We start from the raw sequence: 12,988 nt of genomic DNA, 5'->3' as shown, positions 1-12,988 counted from the left end.
AGTTCACATATGGATTTTGAAATCAAGTTTTTATCGTTTTATGTCATTCAAGTGGAAGGAAAAGACGAACAGGCAAACAAACAGTTCAAACATTTCCAGACCCTTGACACGGAAGAATTTGAAGAAAGCGAGCTGAAGGATTTTCTTGACGGGGAATTGAAGAAAATCGTCAAACGGAAAGCCGAACGGCATCCGCAATCCGAGCAGGTCCCAACAAAAATCGGCCATTTTATCACGGAGCCGGGCCATGAGCTTGATTCAAATCCGAATTACAACCTTTTCAACCGCGCCAGACTTGCGGATACGAAGGAAGCATTTATCGAAGCAAGCGAGCAGTTCGTCCGCACTTACCTTGACACGAGCGCCGTGCGCGGCGGTGTTTTTATCGTGGCATCGGCCGTTCCGCGCAAGTATTTTGAAGACAAATTCGTCTTTATGATGAAATGCGATTTCGAGCCGAAGGTCGCCCGCATCTCAGACGCCTCGTCTCTCATTAAAAAGGTCGAAATGGCCATCACGACAAAAAACATGAAAAGCATTCAATATCCGTATATGCCGGAAGAAGGCATGACGGAAGAGCATGAGCTGAAAATCCACCAGGCCTCGCACGCCCGTTATTTCGAAGATTTTCTCAAATTTGTCGAATACGGCGAATCGATGCCGGAAATCATGAAAAACCAAGTCATGAACATGGTGCAGGAACACGTGTATGAAACGTTTGAAGAAAACAGCGAAGAGCTTCAGCAGTTTGAGCACGACATTGAAATTTGGGAAGCGAGTGAAAAGCGGGAAATTCAGGAGCGCCTCGACACTCATCAAGTCATCGAGGCATCCGCGCAGATCATTGAACACACGCCGGAAGCCGAGCTGAAAATGAAAGTCGGAGAAACAGAGATTAAAGGATTACTGGCTGATTTCGGCGAATCCATCCATCTCGCAAAAGTGAACGGGCGCTATGTCGCGCTCATTGAGGCGGAGACGATCTCGTTTGAAAAAGGCAGTTCGCCGGTGGAGTTTCACAAGCCTGAGGGGCTGCATGAGGTGATTGAACGGATACGGAATAAATCTGAACAAGACTGACAAAAGTCCAGACGCCATGTTCTGGACTTTCTTTATTTAATAAGGCTCTTTGAGCAATCGATAGCATTCACTGATGATGTCTTGGACGCCGGGCGTTCCCTTTATCTCGCGGCGGACGATTTCAGATGAGAGATTCTGCACCTGTAATGCCCGCTCCGCCCGTCTTTCGAAGTATGCTTGACATGCAGTTTCATGGTTTTCGTGTTTTTGCAGTTCTTCACTAAGCACAATCGCGTCTTCAATCGCCATCGCCGCTCCCTGGGCCAATGTCGGCGCTCCTGCATGGACGGCATCCCCGCCCAGAACGACGCGGCCTCTGTGCCACGGTTCTTTGACCGCCATCTGCTCAATCTTATGAAACAAAACGGGATATTCCTTTGACATATTCTCTGTCACAAACTTTACTCCCGGAATTCCGCGCAGCAAGTCTTTCACCCGTTCAAAACGCGTGTCCTCGTCATCCCTGAAGTCAGCGTCATACGGCCGGATGATAAATACGTATCCTGTTTTTTCAGAGAGCGGCACGACTCCGACCTGCGTCTGCCCTTTTTTATACATCAGTGTCGAATCATGAAATATCGGCTCGGGAAAAGAAATGTAAAATCTGTGCGCTCCCATGCCGAGATACTCTGTTTTCACTTCTCTTTGCAGCATTTGATCGCGGACAGCGGAGCGGATGCCGTCAAAGCCGGCGAGGATGTCAGCCGTCATCGCGGTTCCGTCTGCACAATGCACCGTTATGTCATCTGCCGTTTCTTCGTAAGACACGACTTTTTTACCGAGCAGAATCGTGACCCCCGCCGCTTCAGCATGCTTTTTGAGGATATCGTTTAACGTTTGCCGCAATATATTATTCCGCCCCGGCAATGAATCATCTAAAAACGCCTCACTCACTTTAAACTGCAGCGTTCCGTTTTCATCATGCTGCTTCAGCCATTCCGTTTGAAAGCCGTGTTGACAGCATTCATCATACACACCGATTTCCCGCAGCACCCGCAGCGCATTTTGAGGCTGGAGAATGCCCGCTCCGCTTTTTCGCATGTCGGACGCCGCCTCGCAAAGGGTCACTTCAAAACCCGCTCTGCCGAGAGAAATCGCTGCGGACAGGCCGCCGATCCCTCCGCCCGCTATGATGATCTTTTTCACTTCATGGTTCATCACGATACCGCCTTCTCTATTTATTTATCATTCGTTAACTATTAGCCACCTTACTATATAGGCTGAAAAACTGTCAATCTTTATAGGTTGCCTTTTGAATCCGGCAAGCTTATACTTTGAATCACTAAAATGGTACGGAGGCTTACAAAAATGGAGTTGAGACATTTGCCGGATTATTCGCAGATTGCCGGACGCGCTGAGATTTACGCCGATATGGATGCTGAATCATTGAAAACATTTTTGACGTTATTTGATATGTCTAAAAAAATGAATCAGGTCATGGAGCATTATTTCTCAAGTCACGGATTGTCCGAAGGGAAATTCAAAATTTTAATGTTTCTGTTTGACGCACCCGGACACAGCCTGAGTCCGACGGAGCTGTCGAAAAAATCCAATGTCACCAAAGCGACCATCACCGGATTGATCGACGGACTCGCACGGGACGGCTTTGTAAACCGCAGCCGGCATACCGGCGACAGACGAAAAATCAGCATCGAACTCACAAAAGAAGGAAAAGAAAAGCTGATGCTGTTTCTTCCCGGCCACTTCTCCAACATTTCAGGAGTCATGGAAAGCTTCACCGCTGAACAAAAAGCGGAATTGACAAAAATGCTTGAAGTATTATTTGATAAGCTTCTGCTGTTTTCCGGCGGCAGAACATAAAAAGGCGCCCCTCTCAGCAGGGCGCCTTTTTCGCGCGGTTAATCATCACTGTTTAAAATTCCGAAAAACCGTAGCAGGTTGATAAACAGGTTAATAAAGTCGATATAAAGCGTCAATGCCATCAAAGGAATCAGGTCAGCCGTGATGTCCCGGTGCTTGATCTGGTTCAGATCGTATAAGATGTACATTGAAAACACAATCGTCCCGATGACGGAATACGCCATCATGGCGGCGGAATTCAGCGGGCTGAAAATATTAAAGATCCCCACTGCGAGAAGCGCGATGACAGCGACAAGCAAGAAGGACCATAAAAACGACAAGTCCTTTTTCGTCTTAGCGCCGATCGTGCCGAGCACCGCAAAAATCACAAACGATGAACCGAATGCCTCCAATACGACATAGGCCCCCGCTGCGGACGCATAATGGCTGATAATCGGAAACAGCGTCATTCCGGAAATGAAAGCGAATGAAAACACAAACACATATCCGACGGCTTTTTTTCGGCGCAGCCAAAATGCGGCGATGATCATGACAACCTCTAAGATCGACAGCGGCAGCATCAATGCCGGCGGAATGAACTGACCCGTATACAGGCCGATTGTCGCAACTAACAGTGTAAACACAAATACCGTTATAATGCGCTGCATAATAGATTGTTTGCTCTCATAAGCAGCAGTTTGCATGTCAAAAGTCCTCCCAAAAAAATGATCTTGATAGGTCTATTATAAATAAAATGGGAGAAATTTGCATGATTTTAAGAAGATTTTAAGGATGTCAGGCCTGACGTTTTGCTGCGCATTCCTGCATATCCATGAAATCATGCAGTTTTTTCGTCAAGCCGCCGTGCCCGAATCGGATATTCCCCTTCTGCCCCGGCGTTTTCGCGAAATCGAGAAATGCCAGCACATAAAGACGCCTGACGGGAATCGGAATGACGCCCGCATCATAAAACCAGCCGTCAATTGTATTGAGCACGCCTTTGTTAATGCCGTATTGCTTCGTGCACCAATGCAGAAAGCGCACTTCGGGCAGGTGCAGATACCGGCTCTCACGGAAAGGAACAGTTGAATGCTTCATATGTACCGCCTCCTGTCATTGGCTGTTTTTTAAGATTGTTTTACTTCTTTGCTCTTCAGGGAAAATCGATATTTCTCCACCTTATCAATTTGTGTCACTTGGGAATTATGAACCGTAATCTGAACTGTCCCGAAATCGAGCGTTTCCAGCGCACTGATAATCTTTTCGATCACATGCGGATCTACGTTTCCTTTGGACGTCATCATGCTCCCCCTTCATGTCTGGCCGTTCGTCTTTTGACAATGAGTGTTTTAATTCATACTATTCTGATAAGAAATATATAATTATACTATTATGTTTTCATTCAGAAATCAATAACATTTACACAATTTTTGGATATGTTTTCTTTGCGAAAACTTTCACTTCCTTCGCTTTGATATAAACCGTGTCATCCCGAAATCGACTCCCAAGGCGTCATATAGCTGTTTTTAAGAACGCAATCTTCAAGTTCCGACATATTTACATTGTTTTCCGCTGACAAAAAAAGCGCCCCGCCTCTGGCCGGAGCACCTTTTTACTATGCTTTTGCTTCCTCGATCACACATGTGACACCCATGCTGGCGAGCGCCTGCTCCAGGGAGCCGTAAGTTTGATACTCTGAAAAATCAAGGCCCAATTGGATAGAAGTCTGTGCCACATCAGGCCGAATGCCGGAAAACACGGTTCTGATGCCGAGGAGAAATAACGTTTTCGACAGCATATACAATTGCTGCGCCACCATCGTATCGACAATGGGTACACCGGACAGATCAATCACAAGATTTGTGATCCGTTTGGCGACACAGTTTTCCGGCACCGACTCCAAAATCACGCGCGCCCGTCTCGTATCAATCGATCCGATGAGCGGCAGAGTGCCGATCGTATCCGCGATCAAAATAACCGGACAGCTCAATTCGGAAATAAGCTCCTGCTGAGATGACAGCCTCGCGATCATTAATTTCTGAAACTGTTCAGTAAAATCCGTCATCAGCTGATCAAACGAGCCGTTGACAAGGTGATTCCAGCGGCGGGCATCCTCGTTTGTTACGATGTCCTGATGCTCATCCATAAAACGGGTGACCGCCTCCCAAAAGACGGTTCTTGAATTGCCGATCGCCTCAACGACCTCATGAACCTCCGCGTCTTGCTCCACTCTGCTTTTCGCTACCTGTGCGGCCCATTTTTCTTTGTTATGCTGAAAAACGGCCGGATCTTCCAAAAAAGCGCTTGCGATGACCGTGTTTGTAAAGGTATGCTGCTCGATCAGCAGCCGTTTCATTTCCTCACTTAATTGATCCGCAGAATAAAAACGCCCTCTCAGCTTCCGTCTCAGCTTGAGCCATTTTTCCGTCAGCTCTGCCGAATGTGTAATAATATAATCATGAAGTAATTGGTCTTTGTTCACTGCCGTCTCCTCTTTCAAGAATATGTACTTTTGTCTAAATTATAAATCGGAATCGCCGATCGTACTAGAGAAATAAAAAAAAGCCTGCACATTAAAGCTTTTGATTGCTTTTTTCGGCAGGAGGATACACTATAATAGAAATGAAACAGGAGGTCAGTATGATGATCAAAAAAATCGCGACAGTCGCCGTATACACTGATGATCAGCAAAAAGCAAAAACATTCTGGACGGAAAAAGCGGGGTTTGAAACCGTCGCCGAGCATCCGATGGGCCCGGGCGCCTTCTGGCTTGAGGTAGCGCCCAAAGGGGCCGCCACTCATTTGGTTATTTATCCGAAATCGATGATGAAAGGGGCCGAGCATATGAAGGCTTCTATCGTATTTGAGTGTGAAGATGTCTTTGCCGCATACGAACAGATGAAAAAGAACGGCATCACCTTTTTAGATGAACCGAAACAAATGGAATGGGGCAGCTTCGTGCAATTTAAAGATGAGGATGGTCATGTCTTTCTCCTGAAATCGTAATCCGTCATGCACCTTAATTGACTTTGAGAATCATTTTCATTTAAAATGTTGGATAAAGCGTGAAAAGGATTGGAGAGCTGCCAGATGTTTGTGCAAATCAGAAAAATGACCGTAAAAGAAGGACATGCCGACAAAGTAATCGAACGCTTCAGTTCAGAAGGCGTGATTGAAAAGCAGGAAGGTTTGATAGACGTAACGGTCCTGGAAAAAAAAGTCCGCCGCGGTGATGAAGAAGTCGTCGTGTTAATCCGCTGGGAGTCTGAAGACCATTGGAAACAATGGGAAAAAAGCGAAGACCACATCGCGGCCCACAAAGCAAACCAAGGCAAGCCGAAACCTGATTATATGCTTGGGACGGATGTCGGTATGTATCATGTCAGAGCCGTTAAAACAGGCGTACACGAAAAATAATAAAGAGCATTTGCCCCAGGGCAATGCTCTTTTTATTTTTTCTCCTCATACGGCAGGACAAACAGCGGTTTATCGGGCTTCCATTCCGCATACAGCACGTCCTCCGTTTTTTTGATGTTCAGCTTTTTCAGCTCCTGATTCAGCTGCTTTTCTTCCAGCCCGGCTTCTTTCAGATTTTCATACAGCACTTCGCCGTCAATAATCAGCGTGACCGGCAAAGAGACCTGCTTCGGCTTTATTTGCATGTCGCCGTTTTTCGTCGTGTCATATTGAAATTTCGGCAGGACGCTGACCATCCCGTTTGTTTCTAAAATCGCGTACTCCGCTTCCTGTATGGAAAAGCAATTCGCCTGTCTGAGAAGGCTTTGCAGTTGATTAATGTCCAGCTTATTCTTTTTCAGCACATCATATTTCAGTTTTCCTTTATGTATGATAATACTCGGCTCGCCTTCCAACAGCTTTCTGGAGCTTTTTACTTTCTGCGTAATCAGTTCGATGAGATAAATTAAAATCCCCCATAACAGAGAGGCAAAAATGATTTCAAAAATCCTGACGCCTTTATCATACACCGCATTTCCGACCAGTTCGCCGAGGATGAGCGCGGAAATAAAATCAAACGGCGTAATTTGCGAGAATTGAGTTTTTCCAAGCAATTTTAAAATCACAAATAAAATACCCAAACCGCATACTAACTCCCAAGCCACTGTAAGTAAATGTCCCATATTCGCACCTTCTTCTTAAAAGTCATTACCATTATGGACATTCGCCTGTTTTCTATACAGCGGCCGGCAACACACAAAAAAACGCAGCCAAGGCCGCGTTTTTTCACTTCTGCTTACTGTTTTCGATTCGATCTGACGACCCGTAAGCACACCTCAGCGGCATAACCGGCGGCCGCTCCGGAACCCGCAAACATCGCGGCAAGCCCCAAGCCCATTCCTTCCCAGCCGCCGACACCGAAAATGCTGTAAACAACCGTACCGAAAGCAGTCAGGCCCAGCACCGCCAAAAGGCACTCAGGCCACATCTTTTTCGGCCATTTCTTGCGGAGCACAGCCGATACGGCAAAGTTAAGACAAAATGCGGCCAGACAGATCAGATAAAAAAACCCCATGTCTTTTACCTCCGTCATGAGAAGCTTTTTATTTACTCACCTTTTTTTCAAACAAATGATAACCCGGCGCGGATCCTTTTGGTTCGTACCTCATTCCGCTGTAAAACGACTGAAGCGCCTTGTTTTCGGACACGCAATCGAGCCGGATTTTCGTTTTTCCCGGACAAGACACACCCGTTTCCGCCCAAGTCATGATTGTCCGGCCGAGCCCCGCCCCTGCAAACCGCCTGTTAATCGCCAGCCGGTGGAGATATACGGACTCCTCATGTCCTTCATCGCCCCAAAGACGTCTGTCCCACCCGCTTGCTTCGGGAAGCAGCATGACGACGCCGGCCAGCTCTTCATTCTGCCTGAATAAAAAAACATACCCTTGGGCGATCGCCTCCCGCATATTGTGGGTATCTTCCCCTTCTAGAAGGCCGCTCCATTGGTTCGATCCTTTATCGCGAAGCCATTCTGCCGCTTGCACGAGCAGATCCATGACCTCTTTTGCATCATCTTCCCGGGCGGGGGTGACCCGGAATGCCCCCGCCGTCTCCTCCGTGATCGTAAAAGGTGTCATAAAATCCTCCTGTAATCAGAATATTCGACACCTTTATTATAGACCAAACGCAGAAAGGAAAAAAACAGCCGTCGTGTTTGAGGGCCGTTTAAAAAATTTTCTTCTTATCACGTTCTTCTTTTAAAATCTCAACCGCTTCCCTGAAACGCATAGAGTGGACGATTTCACGCTCACGCAGAAAACGGAGTGAATCATTCAGGTCAGGATCATCGGAAATATCAATAATCCATTGATACGTCGCTCTCGCCTTTTCTTCAGCCGCAATATCCTCATATAAATCAGCGATCGGATCTCCCTTCGCCTGTATGTAAGACGCTGTGAACGGAACTCCGGCCGCATTGTGATAAAACAGCGCGCTGTCATGGTTGACGTAATGATCACTGAGCCCTGCATCACGCAGCTGCTCCGGGGTCGCATCTTTTGTCAGCTTATAAATCATCGTCGCAATCATTTCTAAATGCGCAAACTCCTCCGTGCCGATATCCGTCAGCAGGCCGATCACCTTGTCAGGAATCGTGTAGCGCTGGTTTAAGTACCGGAGCGCTGCGGCCAATTCGCCGTCCGCCCCGCCGTATTGTTCAATGAGAAACTTAGCCAGCATCGGGTTGCATGTACTGACTTTAACCGGATACTGCAGCTTTTTTTCATATACCCACATTTACAGATCCCTCCTTATACTTGCCATGGCCAAGGACCGCGGCCCCAGTCCCATTGAGCGCCGACCTGACTCACGCCGAATTGCAGAAGCGGTCCGTACTCAGGCTCAAACCGCTTTCTCAGCTGTCTTGAGTACCGGGAATATTCATGAAACTGCTGAAGCGCGAGACGGTCATGGGGATGCGTATCCAGATAAAGCGTCAGCTCCACCAAGACAAAGTCCGCCGCCTGAATTTGCTCCAGCAGCCGATAATATTCATCATCAATCTTTTTCGCCATATTCGATTCCCCCCCGATAAGGATTATCATAGAAATCGTAAAGATCCTTCCAAAGGGTCCCTTTTCTCAATGCCTCCATCGGAGAAAACTGCTCCAAGTGATACGGCTGAAACCGCATATAAAGATGCGGCGGCGTTCTGAAGTATTTTCTCCCGATCGGCGGGCAGGGATCAAACCGGCTGTGGAAGGGTTTATAGGATTTGACCGGTGTAAACGGCTGATTTTCTTTCATTACGATCCTCCTTTCCTAAACACATGACCTTAATAGGTATGAATCCGTATCGGCATTTATGCCCTGTAAGAAATGAAAAAAGCCAGCGCTTAGAAACGGTCACAAAAAAACACTCTTGCTGTTCCAAGAGTGCTTTTTCCCGAATGGTCAGATATATTGGCTTTCCCGATGATGATGATGATGGAACGGGTAGCCGCCGTAGCCTCCGCCATAGCCGCCAAAACCGTACCCCGGATATCCCCCGAAGCCGCCGTAGCCGCCAAAACCGCCGTAACCGCCAAAACCGTATCCCGGGTATCCGTAGCCTCCGCCGAAGCCGTATCCCGGATATCCTCCGAAGCCTCCGTAGCCGCCAAAACCGTACCCCGGGTAGCCTCCGAAGCCGCCATAGCCTCCGCCGTAGCCTCCGCCGTAAATCGGTCTTCTTTCATTCATGATTTATCGCTCCTTCACATAGGTTACAGTCCAGTTTATGACATCCGGAAGGAAACGTATGGGCATCCGCCCAGTTTTGGCGAAATAATAAATAATTGCTTACGGAGAAAAATACGATACAGGCCGACCGCTTAAGCAAAATAAAAAGGCCGGAACTTATGCCGCCCCGGCCTTTTTGTCTTTATTCGCCTAAATCTACATTGTGATAAACCTGCTGTACGTCTTCGAGGTCTTCCAGCACATCGATCAGCTTTTCAAATTGAGCTTTCGCATCTTCCGGAAGCTCGACTTCATTTTGCGCAAGCATCGTCAGCTCCGCAACCGTGAACTCTTCAACGCCGGCATTTTTGAATGCCTCCTGTACCGCATGGAATTGATCAGGCTCGGCATATACGATAACACTGTCATCCTCTTCTAAAATATCGCGCACGTCCACATCAGCTTCCATCAGCAATTCCAGCGCTTCATCCGCCGTCTTGCCTTCAACGCCGATAACGGCAGTCGCATCGAACATGTAAGCGACAGACCCGCTCACACCCATATTTCCGCCGTTTTTCCCGAATGCGGCACGCACTTCAGGCGCCGTGCGGTTTACATTATTGGTTAACGCATCAACGATGATCATTGAACCGTTCGGCCCGAAACCTTCGTAACGCAGCTCGTCAAAGTTCTCCTCCGCGCCGCCTTTCGCCTTTTCAATCGCACGCTCAATAATATTTTTCGGCACACTGTACGTCTTCGCGCGCTCAAGCACCACTTTTAACGCCTGGTTCGATTCCGGATCTGGCTCGCCTTGTTTTGCCGCCACATAAATCTCACGGCCGAACTTCGCGTAAATCCGGCTCGTATTTGCGTCCTTTGATGCTTTCTTTTCTTTAATATTGTTCCACTTACGGCCCATTTTGTTCCACTCTCTTTCACGAATTGAATCTGTATGATAAATACTCTGCTTCTATTATACCTCAGCGGTTGGGTTGTTTCGAGTGTAAGACATTAGAAAAAACAGGCACGCTTAAAATCACCGGAGCGCAGTAAGCCGAATGTGAGGGTTATTATACAAAATATAAAAAGCCTCCCTTCATACAGGAAGGAAGTCGCAAGCCAAAAGATTCATTTTATTCTCATTACCTATTTCCTACACTGTATATCCTGACTCACGTGGTAAAATTTTGATATCGAACAAATGAAAGGATATGGTCATGAAAGTTTTCGAAGCAAACAGCCTGCTGGCCGCTGCTAAACAGCGCGCGGGTGAATATAAAAAACTGCGCGGTCAGATGGTCAACCTGAAAAAAGCGTTTCAAGGCATGGCTGATCTTGGTGACAATGATTTCTCCGGCCGGGGCGCAGACAACATCAAAGCTTTTTTCAAGGACCACGCCGGCGTCACAGACAGCTGGCTTGATCTGATCGACATGAAAATCGCATTTCTCACAAGCCTTCCCGGTAAGGTCGAAGATGCCGGACTTTCCAATTCGCATGTGGAGGAATCATTTCTGGAGCATGAGCTCACCCACGCCCTCAGTAAATCAAAGGCAATTATGGAAGGGCAAAAAAAGGACATGGGGTCCATCCTCAGAGAGATCGAAGACATCATCTCGCTTGATCTGTTTTCAACCGAAAGCACAGATCAGAAGCTTTCTTCAGCTGACAAAAAAAGAAGCGAAACCATACATAAGCTCGGGAAGCTTGATCACGATCTAACGAAAGAATACGCAGAAACCGAAGCGAACGAACAGTTCATTCAGGCCGACTTTGAGCAGCTCCAAAACGCCACAGGCAAAGGAAAAAGCGCTACGCCGCTTCACTACAACGCCAAAGCGTACCGAGAAAGCGACATCCATAAGAAGAAAGGCGATATCGCAAGACATTCGGATGCTTATTTGAAGATTAAAAAGGAAGAAGCGAAAGAGCGGCAAATCAAGGATCTGAAGAAAAAGCTGGCCGCTGGTGTCACCGATCCGGATGAGTATTTGGAAATCGCGAAGAAAATCGGCTATGAAAACCTTGAACCTGCACAGGTGCAATATGTGATGCAGCTTGAACAAGCAAAGCAGCTCGAAGAAGTCGGAGAAACGGCATGGGACATCGTCAAAGGAGTAGGCGTCGGCCTTTATGATGTCGGGAAAGACACAATAACAGGCATCAAAGATCTGGCTGTCGGCGCATGGGATTTTTACCATCTCTCTGATGAACAAAAAGTCGCTAAAACCATATCGGCTGTATTGAACACGCCCTCCTACGCAAAAATCATATGGACAAACCTGGCGGATTCATGGAATGATAAAATGGTTAACGGGGATGCGCATTCAAGATCACATTACATCACCTACGCCATCGGGAGCATTGTGGGACTCAAAGGTTCCGGTTCAGCTGTAAAAGTAACAAGCAAGCTCGCAAAAACAGGCGCCGCCAAAGTGGATAACGTCTTGGAAGCCGGAGAAAAAGCAGCTGCAAAACATGTAAAAACCGGGATTGAAAAAGGACAAAACTACATCAATTCCGTTTCGAAAAATAAGTACCAACCCGCGCTTGCCGGAATAGCACAGGATATTGAAAATACTCATAACGTGAAGAATACGCCTTTGTTGAAAAGTATTATTGAAGATCAGAAAGAGAATGTGCTCAGTAAATCTGTGTCTTCTGACAATAACGGCATACATAGTGTTAAACAAGGAGACAGCAGTCCTCTCGCACCAGGCGGTGGCTTAGCTGCTCACGAAGCAAAAGGCGGACATCTTATAGAAAGACATGTTGGTAAGAGCGACCAAGAACTCATGGAAAGGCTTGAAAAAAGCAAAATGAGTAACAAGAAAATATCCGGATCATCCTCTTTTAAGGATAGAGCAACTGCAGAAAAGATTGCTAATATTACCTTATCAGATAATAAAGATAAAATAAAAAAATGGTTAAATAATGATGTAAAAAAACCTTTGGTACTCTCCTATAAAGGATCAGAAGTGTTAGGCAGAGGAATTACCAAAGGCACAACTGAAATTTCTGACTTAACTAACGCTAAAATTATATTGAAAAAGAATAATGATGGTAGCTTTATATTAACAGGCTATCCCACGAGGTGAGATCAATGATTGAAACAAATATTTCTGAACCTGTATTTCAATTTTTAGGAGGTATTTTCCATCAAGATATAGACACTCCTGAGTCAGCTCTTGAAGAATACTTAGCAGAGATACCTAAAAAAGAACAAGAAAACGATGTAGAAGCACTCAAAGCGTTTATAAATAGCGATTACTCAGAAGAACAAAAAAACGTTTTTATAGAAGAATCTGCTGATGGTGTAGATATCAATAGTTACGAACTATCCCCAATACTATGGCTCAGACAAGTCATTCAAAAAATCGAAAAAAATATTGAGTCTTTATAGAATCAGGGAAACCCTATTCCTATGTTT

Annotated in this window: 18 protein-coding genes and 2 pseudogenes; 6 read left to right on the top strand and 14 right to left on the bottom strand. The window is 46.4% G+C overall.

Translation table 11 applies throughout. The annotated features are described in order from the left end of the window. The first annotated feature begins 9 nt into the window (after nucleotides 1-9). Nucleotides 10-1,080: a DUF3900 domain-containing protein gene (locus NYE28_RS03705; RefSeq protein ID WP_007408944.1), complete on the top strand. Its 1,071-nt coding sequence runs from the start codon at nucleotides 10-12 to the stop codon at nucleotides 1,078-1,080. Nucleotides 1,081-1,116: 36 nt separating this feature from the next. Here NYE28_RS03705 and NYE28_RS03700 read toward each other — a convergent pair whose 3' ends face one another. Next, a complete protein-coding gene (locus tag NYE28_RS03700; RefSeq protein ID WP_023356765.1) occupies nucleotides 1,117-2,238 on the bottom strand; it encodes an FAD-dependent oxidoreductase in 1,122 nt (373 codons plus the stop codon). Between the two features lie 150 nt (nucleotides 2,239-2,388). Here NYE28_RS03700 and NYE28_RS03695 point away from each other — a divergent pair, with 150 nt between their 5' ends. Then, on the top strand, nucleotides 2,389-2,901 hold the full coding sequence (locus NYE28_RS03695) for a MarR family transcriptional regulator (protein ID WP_072588878.1): 513 nt from the start codon (nucleotides 2,389-2,391) through the stop codon (nucleotides 2,899-2,901). A 38-nt stretch (nucleotides 2,902-2,939) separates the two neighbouring features. Here NYE28_RS03695 and NYE28_RS03690 read toward each other — a convergent pair whose 3' ends face one another. From NYE28_RS03690 to NYE28_RS03675, 4 genes are all read right to left on the bottom strand, one after another. Beyond that, the gene (locus tag NYE28_RS03690) at nucleotides 2,940-3,584 is read right to left on the bottom strand and encodes a Bax inhibitor-1/YccA family protein (RefSeq protein ID WP_012117028.1); all 645 of its coding nucleotides are present in this window, start codon (nucleotides 3,582-3,584) and stop codon (nucleotides 2,940-2,942) included. Between the two features lie 91 nt (nucleotides 3,585-3,675). Then, on the bottom strand, nucleotides 3,676-3,978 hold the full coding sequence (locus NYE28_RS03685; RefSeq protein ID WP_007408940.1) for a hypothetical protein: 303 nt from the start codon (nucleotides 3,976-3,978) through the stop codon (nucleotides 3,676-3,678). Nucleotides 3,979-4,007: 29 nt separating this feature from the next. Further along, the gene (locus NYE28_RS03680) at nucleotides 4,008-4,181 is read right to left on the bottom strand and encodes a YezD family protein (RefSeq protein ID WP_003155693.1); all 174 of its coding nucleotides are present in this window, start codon (nucleotides 4,179-4,181) and stop codon (nucleotides 4,008-4,010) included. A 314-nt stretch (nucleotides 4,182-4,495) separates the two neighbouring features. Beyond that, nucleotides 4,496-5,362, bottom strand: a complete 867-nt coding sequence (locus tag NYE28_RS03675; protein ID WP_007408939.1) for an STAS domain-containing protein — start codon at nucleotides 5,360-5,362, stop codon at nucleotides 4,496-4,498. Nucleotides 5,363-5,523: 161 nt separating this feature from the next. Here NYE28_RS03675 and NYE28_RS03670 point away from each other — a divergent pair, with 161 nt between their 5' ends. Continuing rightward, the gene (locus NYE28_RS03670) at nucleotides 5,524-5,886 is read left to right on the top strand and encodes a VOC family protein (protein WP_007408938.1); all 363 of its coding nucleotides are present in this window, start codon (nucleotides 5,524-5,526) and stop codon (nucleotides 5,884-5,886) included. 84 nt (nucleotides 5,887-5,970) lie between these two features. Continuing rightward, nucleotides 5,971-6,297, top strand: coding sequence for a heme-degrading oxygenase HmoA (hmoA, locus tag NYE28_RS03665; RefSeq protein WP_003155696.1), 327 nt, complete (start codon nucleotides 5,971-5,973; stop codon nucleotides 6,295-6,297). A 32-nt stretch (nucleotides 6,298-6,329) separates the two neighbouring features. Here the strand turns inward: hmoA and NYE28_RS03660 are convergent, their stop codons facing one another. The 9 genes and pseudogenes from NYE28_RS03660 to NYE28_RS03620 all read right to left on the bottom strand — a co-directional run bounded on the left by NYE28_RS03660 (nucleotide 6,330) and on the right by NYE28_RS03620 (nucleotide 10,477). Continuing rightward, nucleotides 6,330-7,019 (bottom strand): DUF421 domain-containing protein, encoded by a 690-nt coding sequence (locus NYE28_RS03660; RefSeq protein WP_012117024.1) that lies wholly within the window; start codon nucleotides 7,017-7,019, stop codon nucleotides 6,330-6,332. Between the two features lie 113 nt (nucleotides 7,020-7,132). Next, nucleotides 7,133-7,411 carry a YesK-like family protein gene (locus tag NYE28_RS03655; RefSeq protein ID WP_012117023.1) on the bottom strand — a complete coding sequence of 93 codons (279 nt, stop codon included), beginning with the start codon at nucleotides 7,409-7,411 and terminating at the stop codon, nucleotides 7,133-7,135. 28 nt (nucleotides 7,412-7,439) lie between these two features. Beyond that, a complete protein-coding gene (locus NYE28_RS03650) occupies nucleotides 7,440-7,973 on the bottom strand; it encodes a GNAT family N-acetyltransferase (protein ID WP_122503771.1) in 534 nt (177 codons plus the stop codon). A gap of 88 nt (nucleotides 7,974-8,061) precedes the next feature. Further along, entirely contained in the window at nucleotides 8,062-8,631 is a 570-nt protein-coding gene (gene cotJC, locus NYE28_RS03645; RefSeq protein ID WP_003155700.1) for a spore coat protein CotJC, read from the bottom strand. A gap of 14 nt (nucleotides 8,632-8,645) precedes the next feature. Further along, nucleotides 8,646-8,909: a spore coat protein CotJB gene (gene cotJB / locus NYE28_RS03640; protein ID WP_007408934.1), complete on the bottom strand. Its 264-nt coding sequence runs from the start codon at nucleotides 8,907-8,909 to the stop codon at nucleotides 8,646-8,648. Next, nucleotides 8,893-9,141: a spore coat-associated protein CotJA gene (cotJA, locus tag NYE28_RS03635; RefSeq protein ID WP_007408933.1), complete on the bottom strand. Its 249-nt coding sequence runs from the start codon at nucleotides 9,139-9,141 to the stop codon at nucleotides 8,893-8,895. Before cotJA ends, cotJB begins: the two co-directional genes overlap by 17 nt. Nucleotides 9,142-9,336: 195 nt before the next feature. Beyond that, nucleotides 9,337-9,426 (bottom strand): annotated as a pseudogene (locus tag NYE28_RS03630) (hypothetical protein); the annotation flags it as partial. Nucleotides 9,427-9,438: 12 nt separating this feature from the next. Continuing rightward, nucleotides 9,439-9,576, bottom strand: a pseudogene (locus NYE28_RS03625) (hypothetical protein); the annotation flags it as partial. A 181-nt stretch (nucleotides 9,577-9,757) separates the two neighbouring features. After that, entirely contained in the window at nucleotides 9,758-10,477 is a 720-nt protein-coding gene (locus NYE28_RS03620) for a YebC/PmpR family DNA-binding transcriptional regulator (RefSeq protein WP_003155709.1), read from the bottom strand. Between the two features lie 298 nt (nucleotides 10,478-10,775). Between NYE28_RS03620 and NYE28_RS03615 the strand changes: the two genes are divergently transcribed. Then, complete coding sequence (locus NYE28_RS03615) at nucleotides 10,776-12,656, top strand: T7SS effector LXG polymorphic toxin (protein ID WP_100001286.1); 1,881 nt, start codon at nucleotides 10,776-10,778, stop codon at nucleotides 12,654-12,656. Nucleotides 12,657-12,661: 5 nt separating this feature from the next. Continuing rightward, nucleotides 12,662-12,961, top strand: coding sequence for a contact-dependent growth inhibition system immunity protein (locus NYE28_RS03610; RefSeq protein ID WP_025284386.1), 300 nt, complete (start codon nucleotides 12,662-12,664; stop codon nucleotides 12,959-12,961). Nucleotides 12,962-12,988 lie beyond the last annotated feature (27 nt).

Source organism: Bacillus sp. FSL R5-0443 (genome assembly GCF_038608285.1).
GTDB lineage: Bacteria > Bacillota > Bacilli > Bacillales > Bacillaceae > Bacillus > Bacillus velezensis.
The sequence above is the reverse complement of the archived record's forward strand: the minus strand, read 5'-3'. Positions and strand labels throughout refer to the sequence as shown.

What these genes read in the sequence shown, in the direction of transcription:
- NYE28_RS03705 (WP_007408944.1), top strand. Translation starts at nt 10, where the DNA reads ATGGATTTTGAAATCAAGTTTTTATCGTTTTATGTCATTCAAGTGGAA.
- NYE28_RS03700 (WP_023356765.1), bottom strand. Translation starts at nt 2,238, where the DNA reads ATGAACCATGAAGTGAAAAAGATCATCATAGCGGGCGGAGGGATCGGC.
- NYE28_RS03695 (WP_072588878.1), top strand. Translation starts at nt 2,389, where the DNA reads ATGGAGTTGAGACATTTGCCGGATTATTCGCAGATTGCCGGACGCGCT.
- NYE28_RS03690 (WP_012117028.1), bottom strand. Translation starts at nt 3,584, where the DNA reads ATGCAAACTGCTGCTTATGAGAGCAAACAATCTATTATGCAGCGCATT.
- NYE28_RS03685 (WP_007408940.1), bottom strand. Translation starts at nt 3,978, where the DNA reads ATGAAGCATTCAACTGTTCCTTTCCGTGAGAGCCGGTATCTGCACCTG.
- NYE28_RS03680 (WP_003155693.1), bottom strand. Translation starts at nt 4,181, where the DNA reads ATGACGTCCAAAGGAAACGTAGATCCGCATGTGATCGAAAAGATTATC.
- NYE28_RS03670 (WP_007408938.1), top strand. Translation starts at nt 5,524, where the DNA reads ATGATCAAAAAAATCGCGACAGTCGCCGTATACACTGATGATCAGCAA.
- hmoA (WP_003155696.1), top strand. Translation starts at nt 5,971, where the DNA reads ATGTTTGTGCAAATCAGAAAAATGACCGTAAAAGAAGGACATGCCGAC.
- NYE28_RS03660 (WP_012117024.1), bottom strand. Translation starts at nt 7,019, where the DNA reads ATGGGACATTTACTTACAGTGGCTTGGGAGTTAGTATGCGGTTTGGGT.
- NYE28_RS03655 (WP_012117023.1), bottom strand. Translation starts at nt 7,411, where the DNA reads ATGGGGTTTTTTTATCTGATCTGTCTGGCCGCATTTTGTCTTAACTTT.
- NYE28_RS03650 (WP_122503771.1), bottom strand. Translation starts at nt 7,973, where the DNA reads ATGACACCTTTTACGATCACGGAGGAGACGGCGGGGGCATTCCGGGTC.
- cotJC (WP_003155700.1), bottom strand. Translation starts at nt 8,631, where the DNA reads ATGTGGGTATATGAAAAAAAGCTGCAGTATCCGGTTAAAGTCAGTACA.
- cotJB (WP_007408934.1), bottom strand. Translation starts at nt 8,909, where the DNA reads ATGGCGAAAAAGATTGATGATGAATATTATCGGCTGCTGGAGCAAATT.
- cotJA (WP_007408933.1), bottom strand. Translation starts at nt 9,141, where the DNA reads ATGAAAGAAAATCAGCCGTTTACACCGGTCAAATCCTATAAACCCTTC.
- NYE28_RS03620 (WP_003155709.1), bottom strand. Translation starts at nt 10,477, where the DNA reads ATGGGCCGTAAGTGGAACAATATTAAAGAAAAGAAAGCATCAAAGGAC.
- NYE28_RS03615 (WP_100001286.1), top strand. Translation starts at nt 10,776, where the DNA reads ATGAAAGTTTTCGAAGCAAACAGCCTGCTGGCCGCTGCTAAACAGCGC.
- NYE28_RS03610 (WP_025284386.1), top strand. Translation starts at nt 12,662, where the DNA reads ATGATTGAAACAAATATTTCTGAACCTGTATTTCAATTTTTAGGAGGT.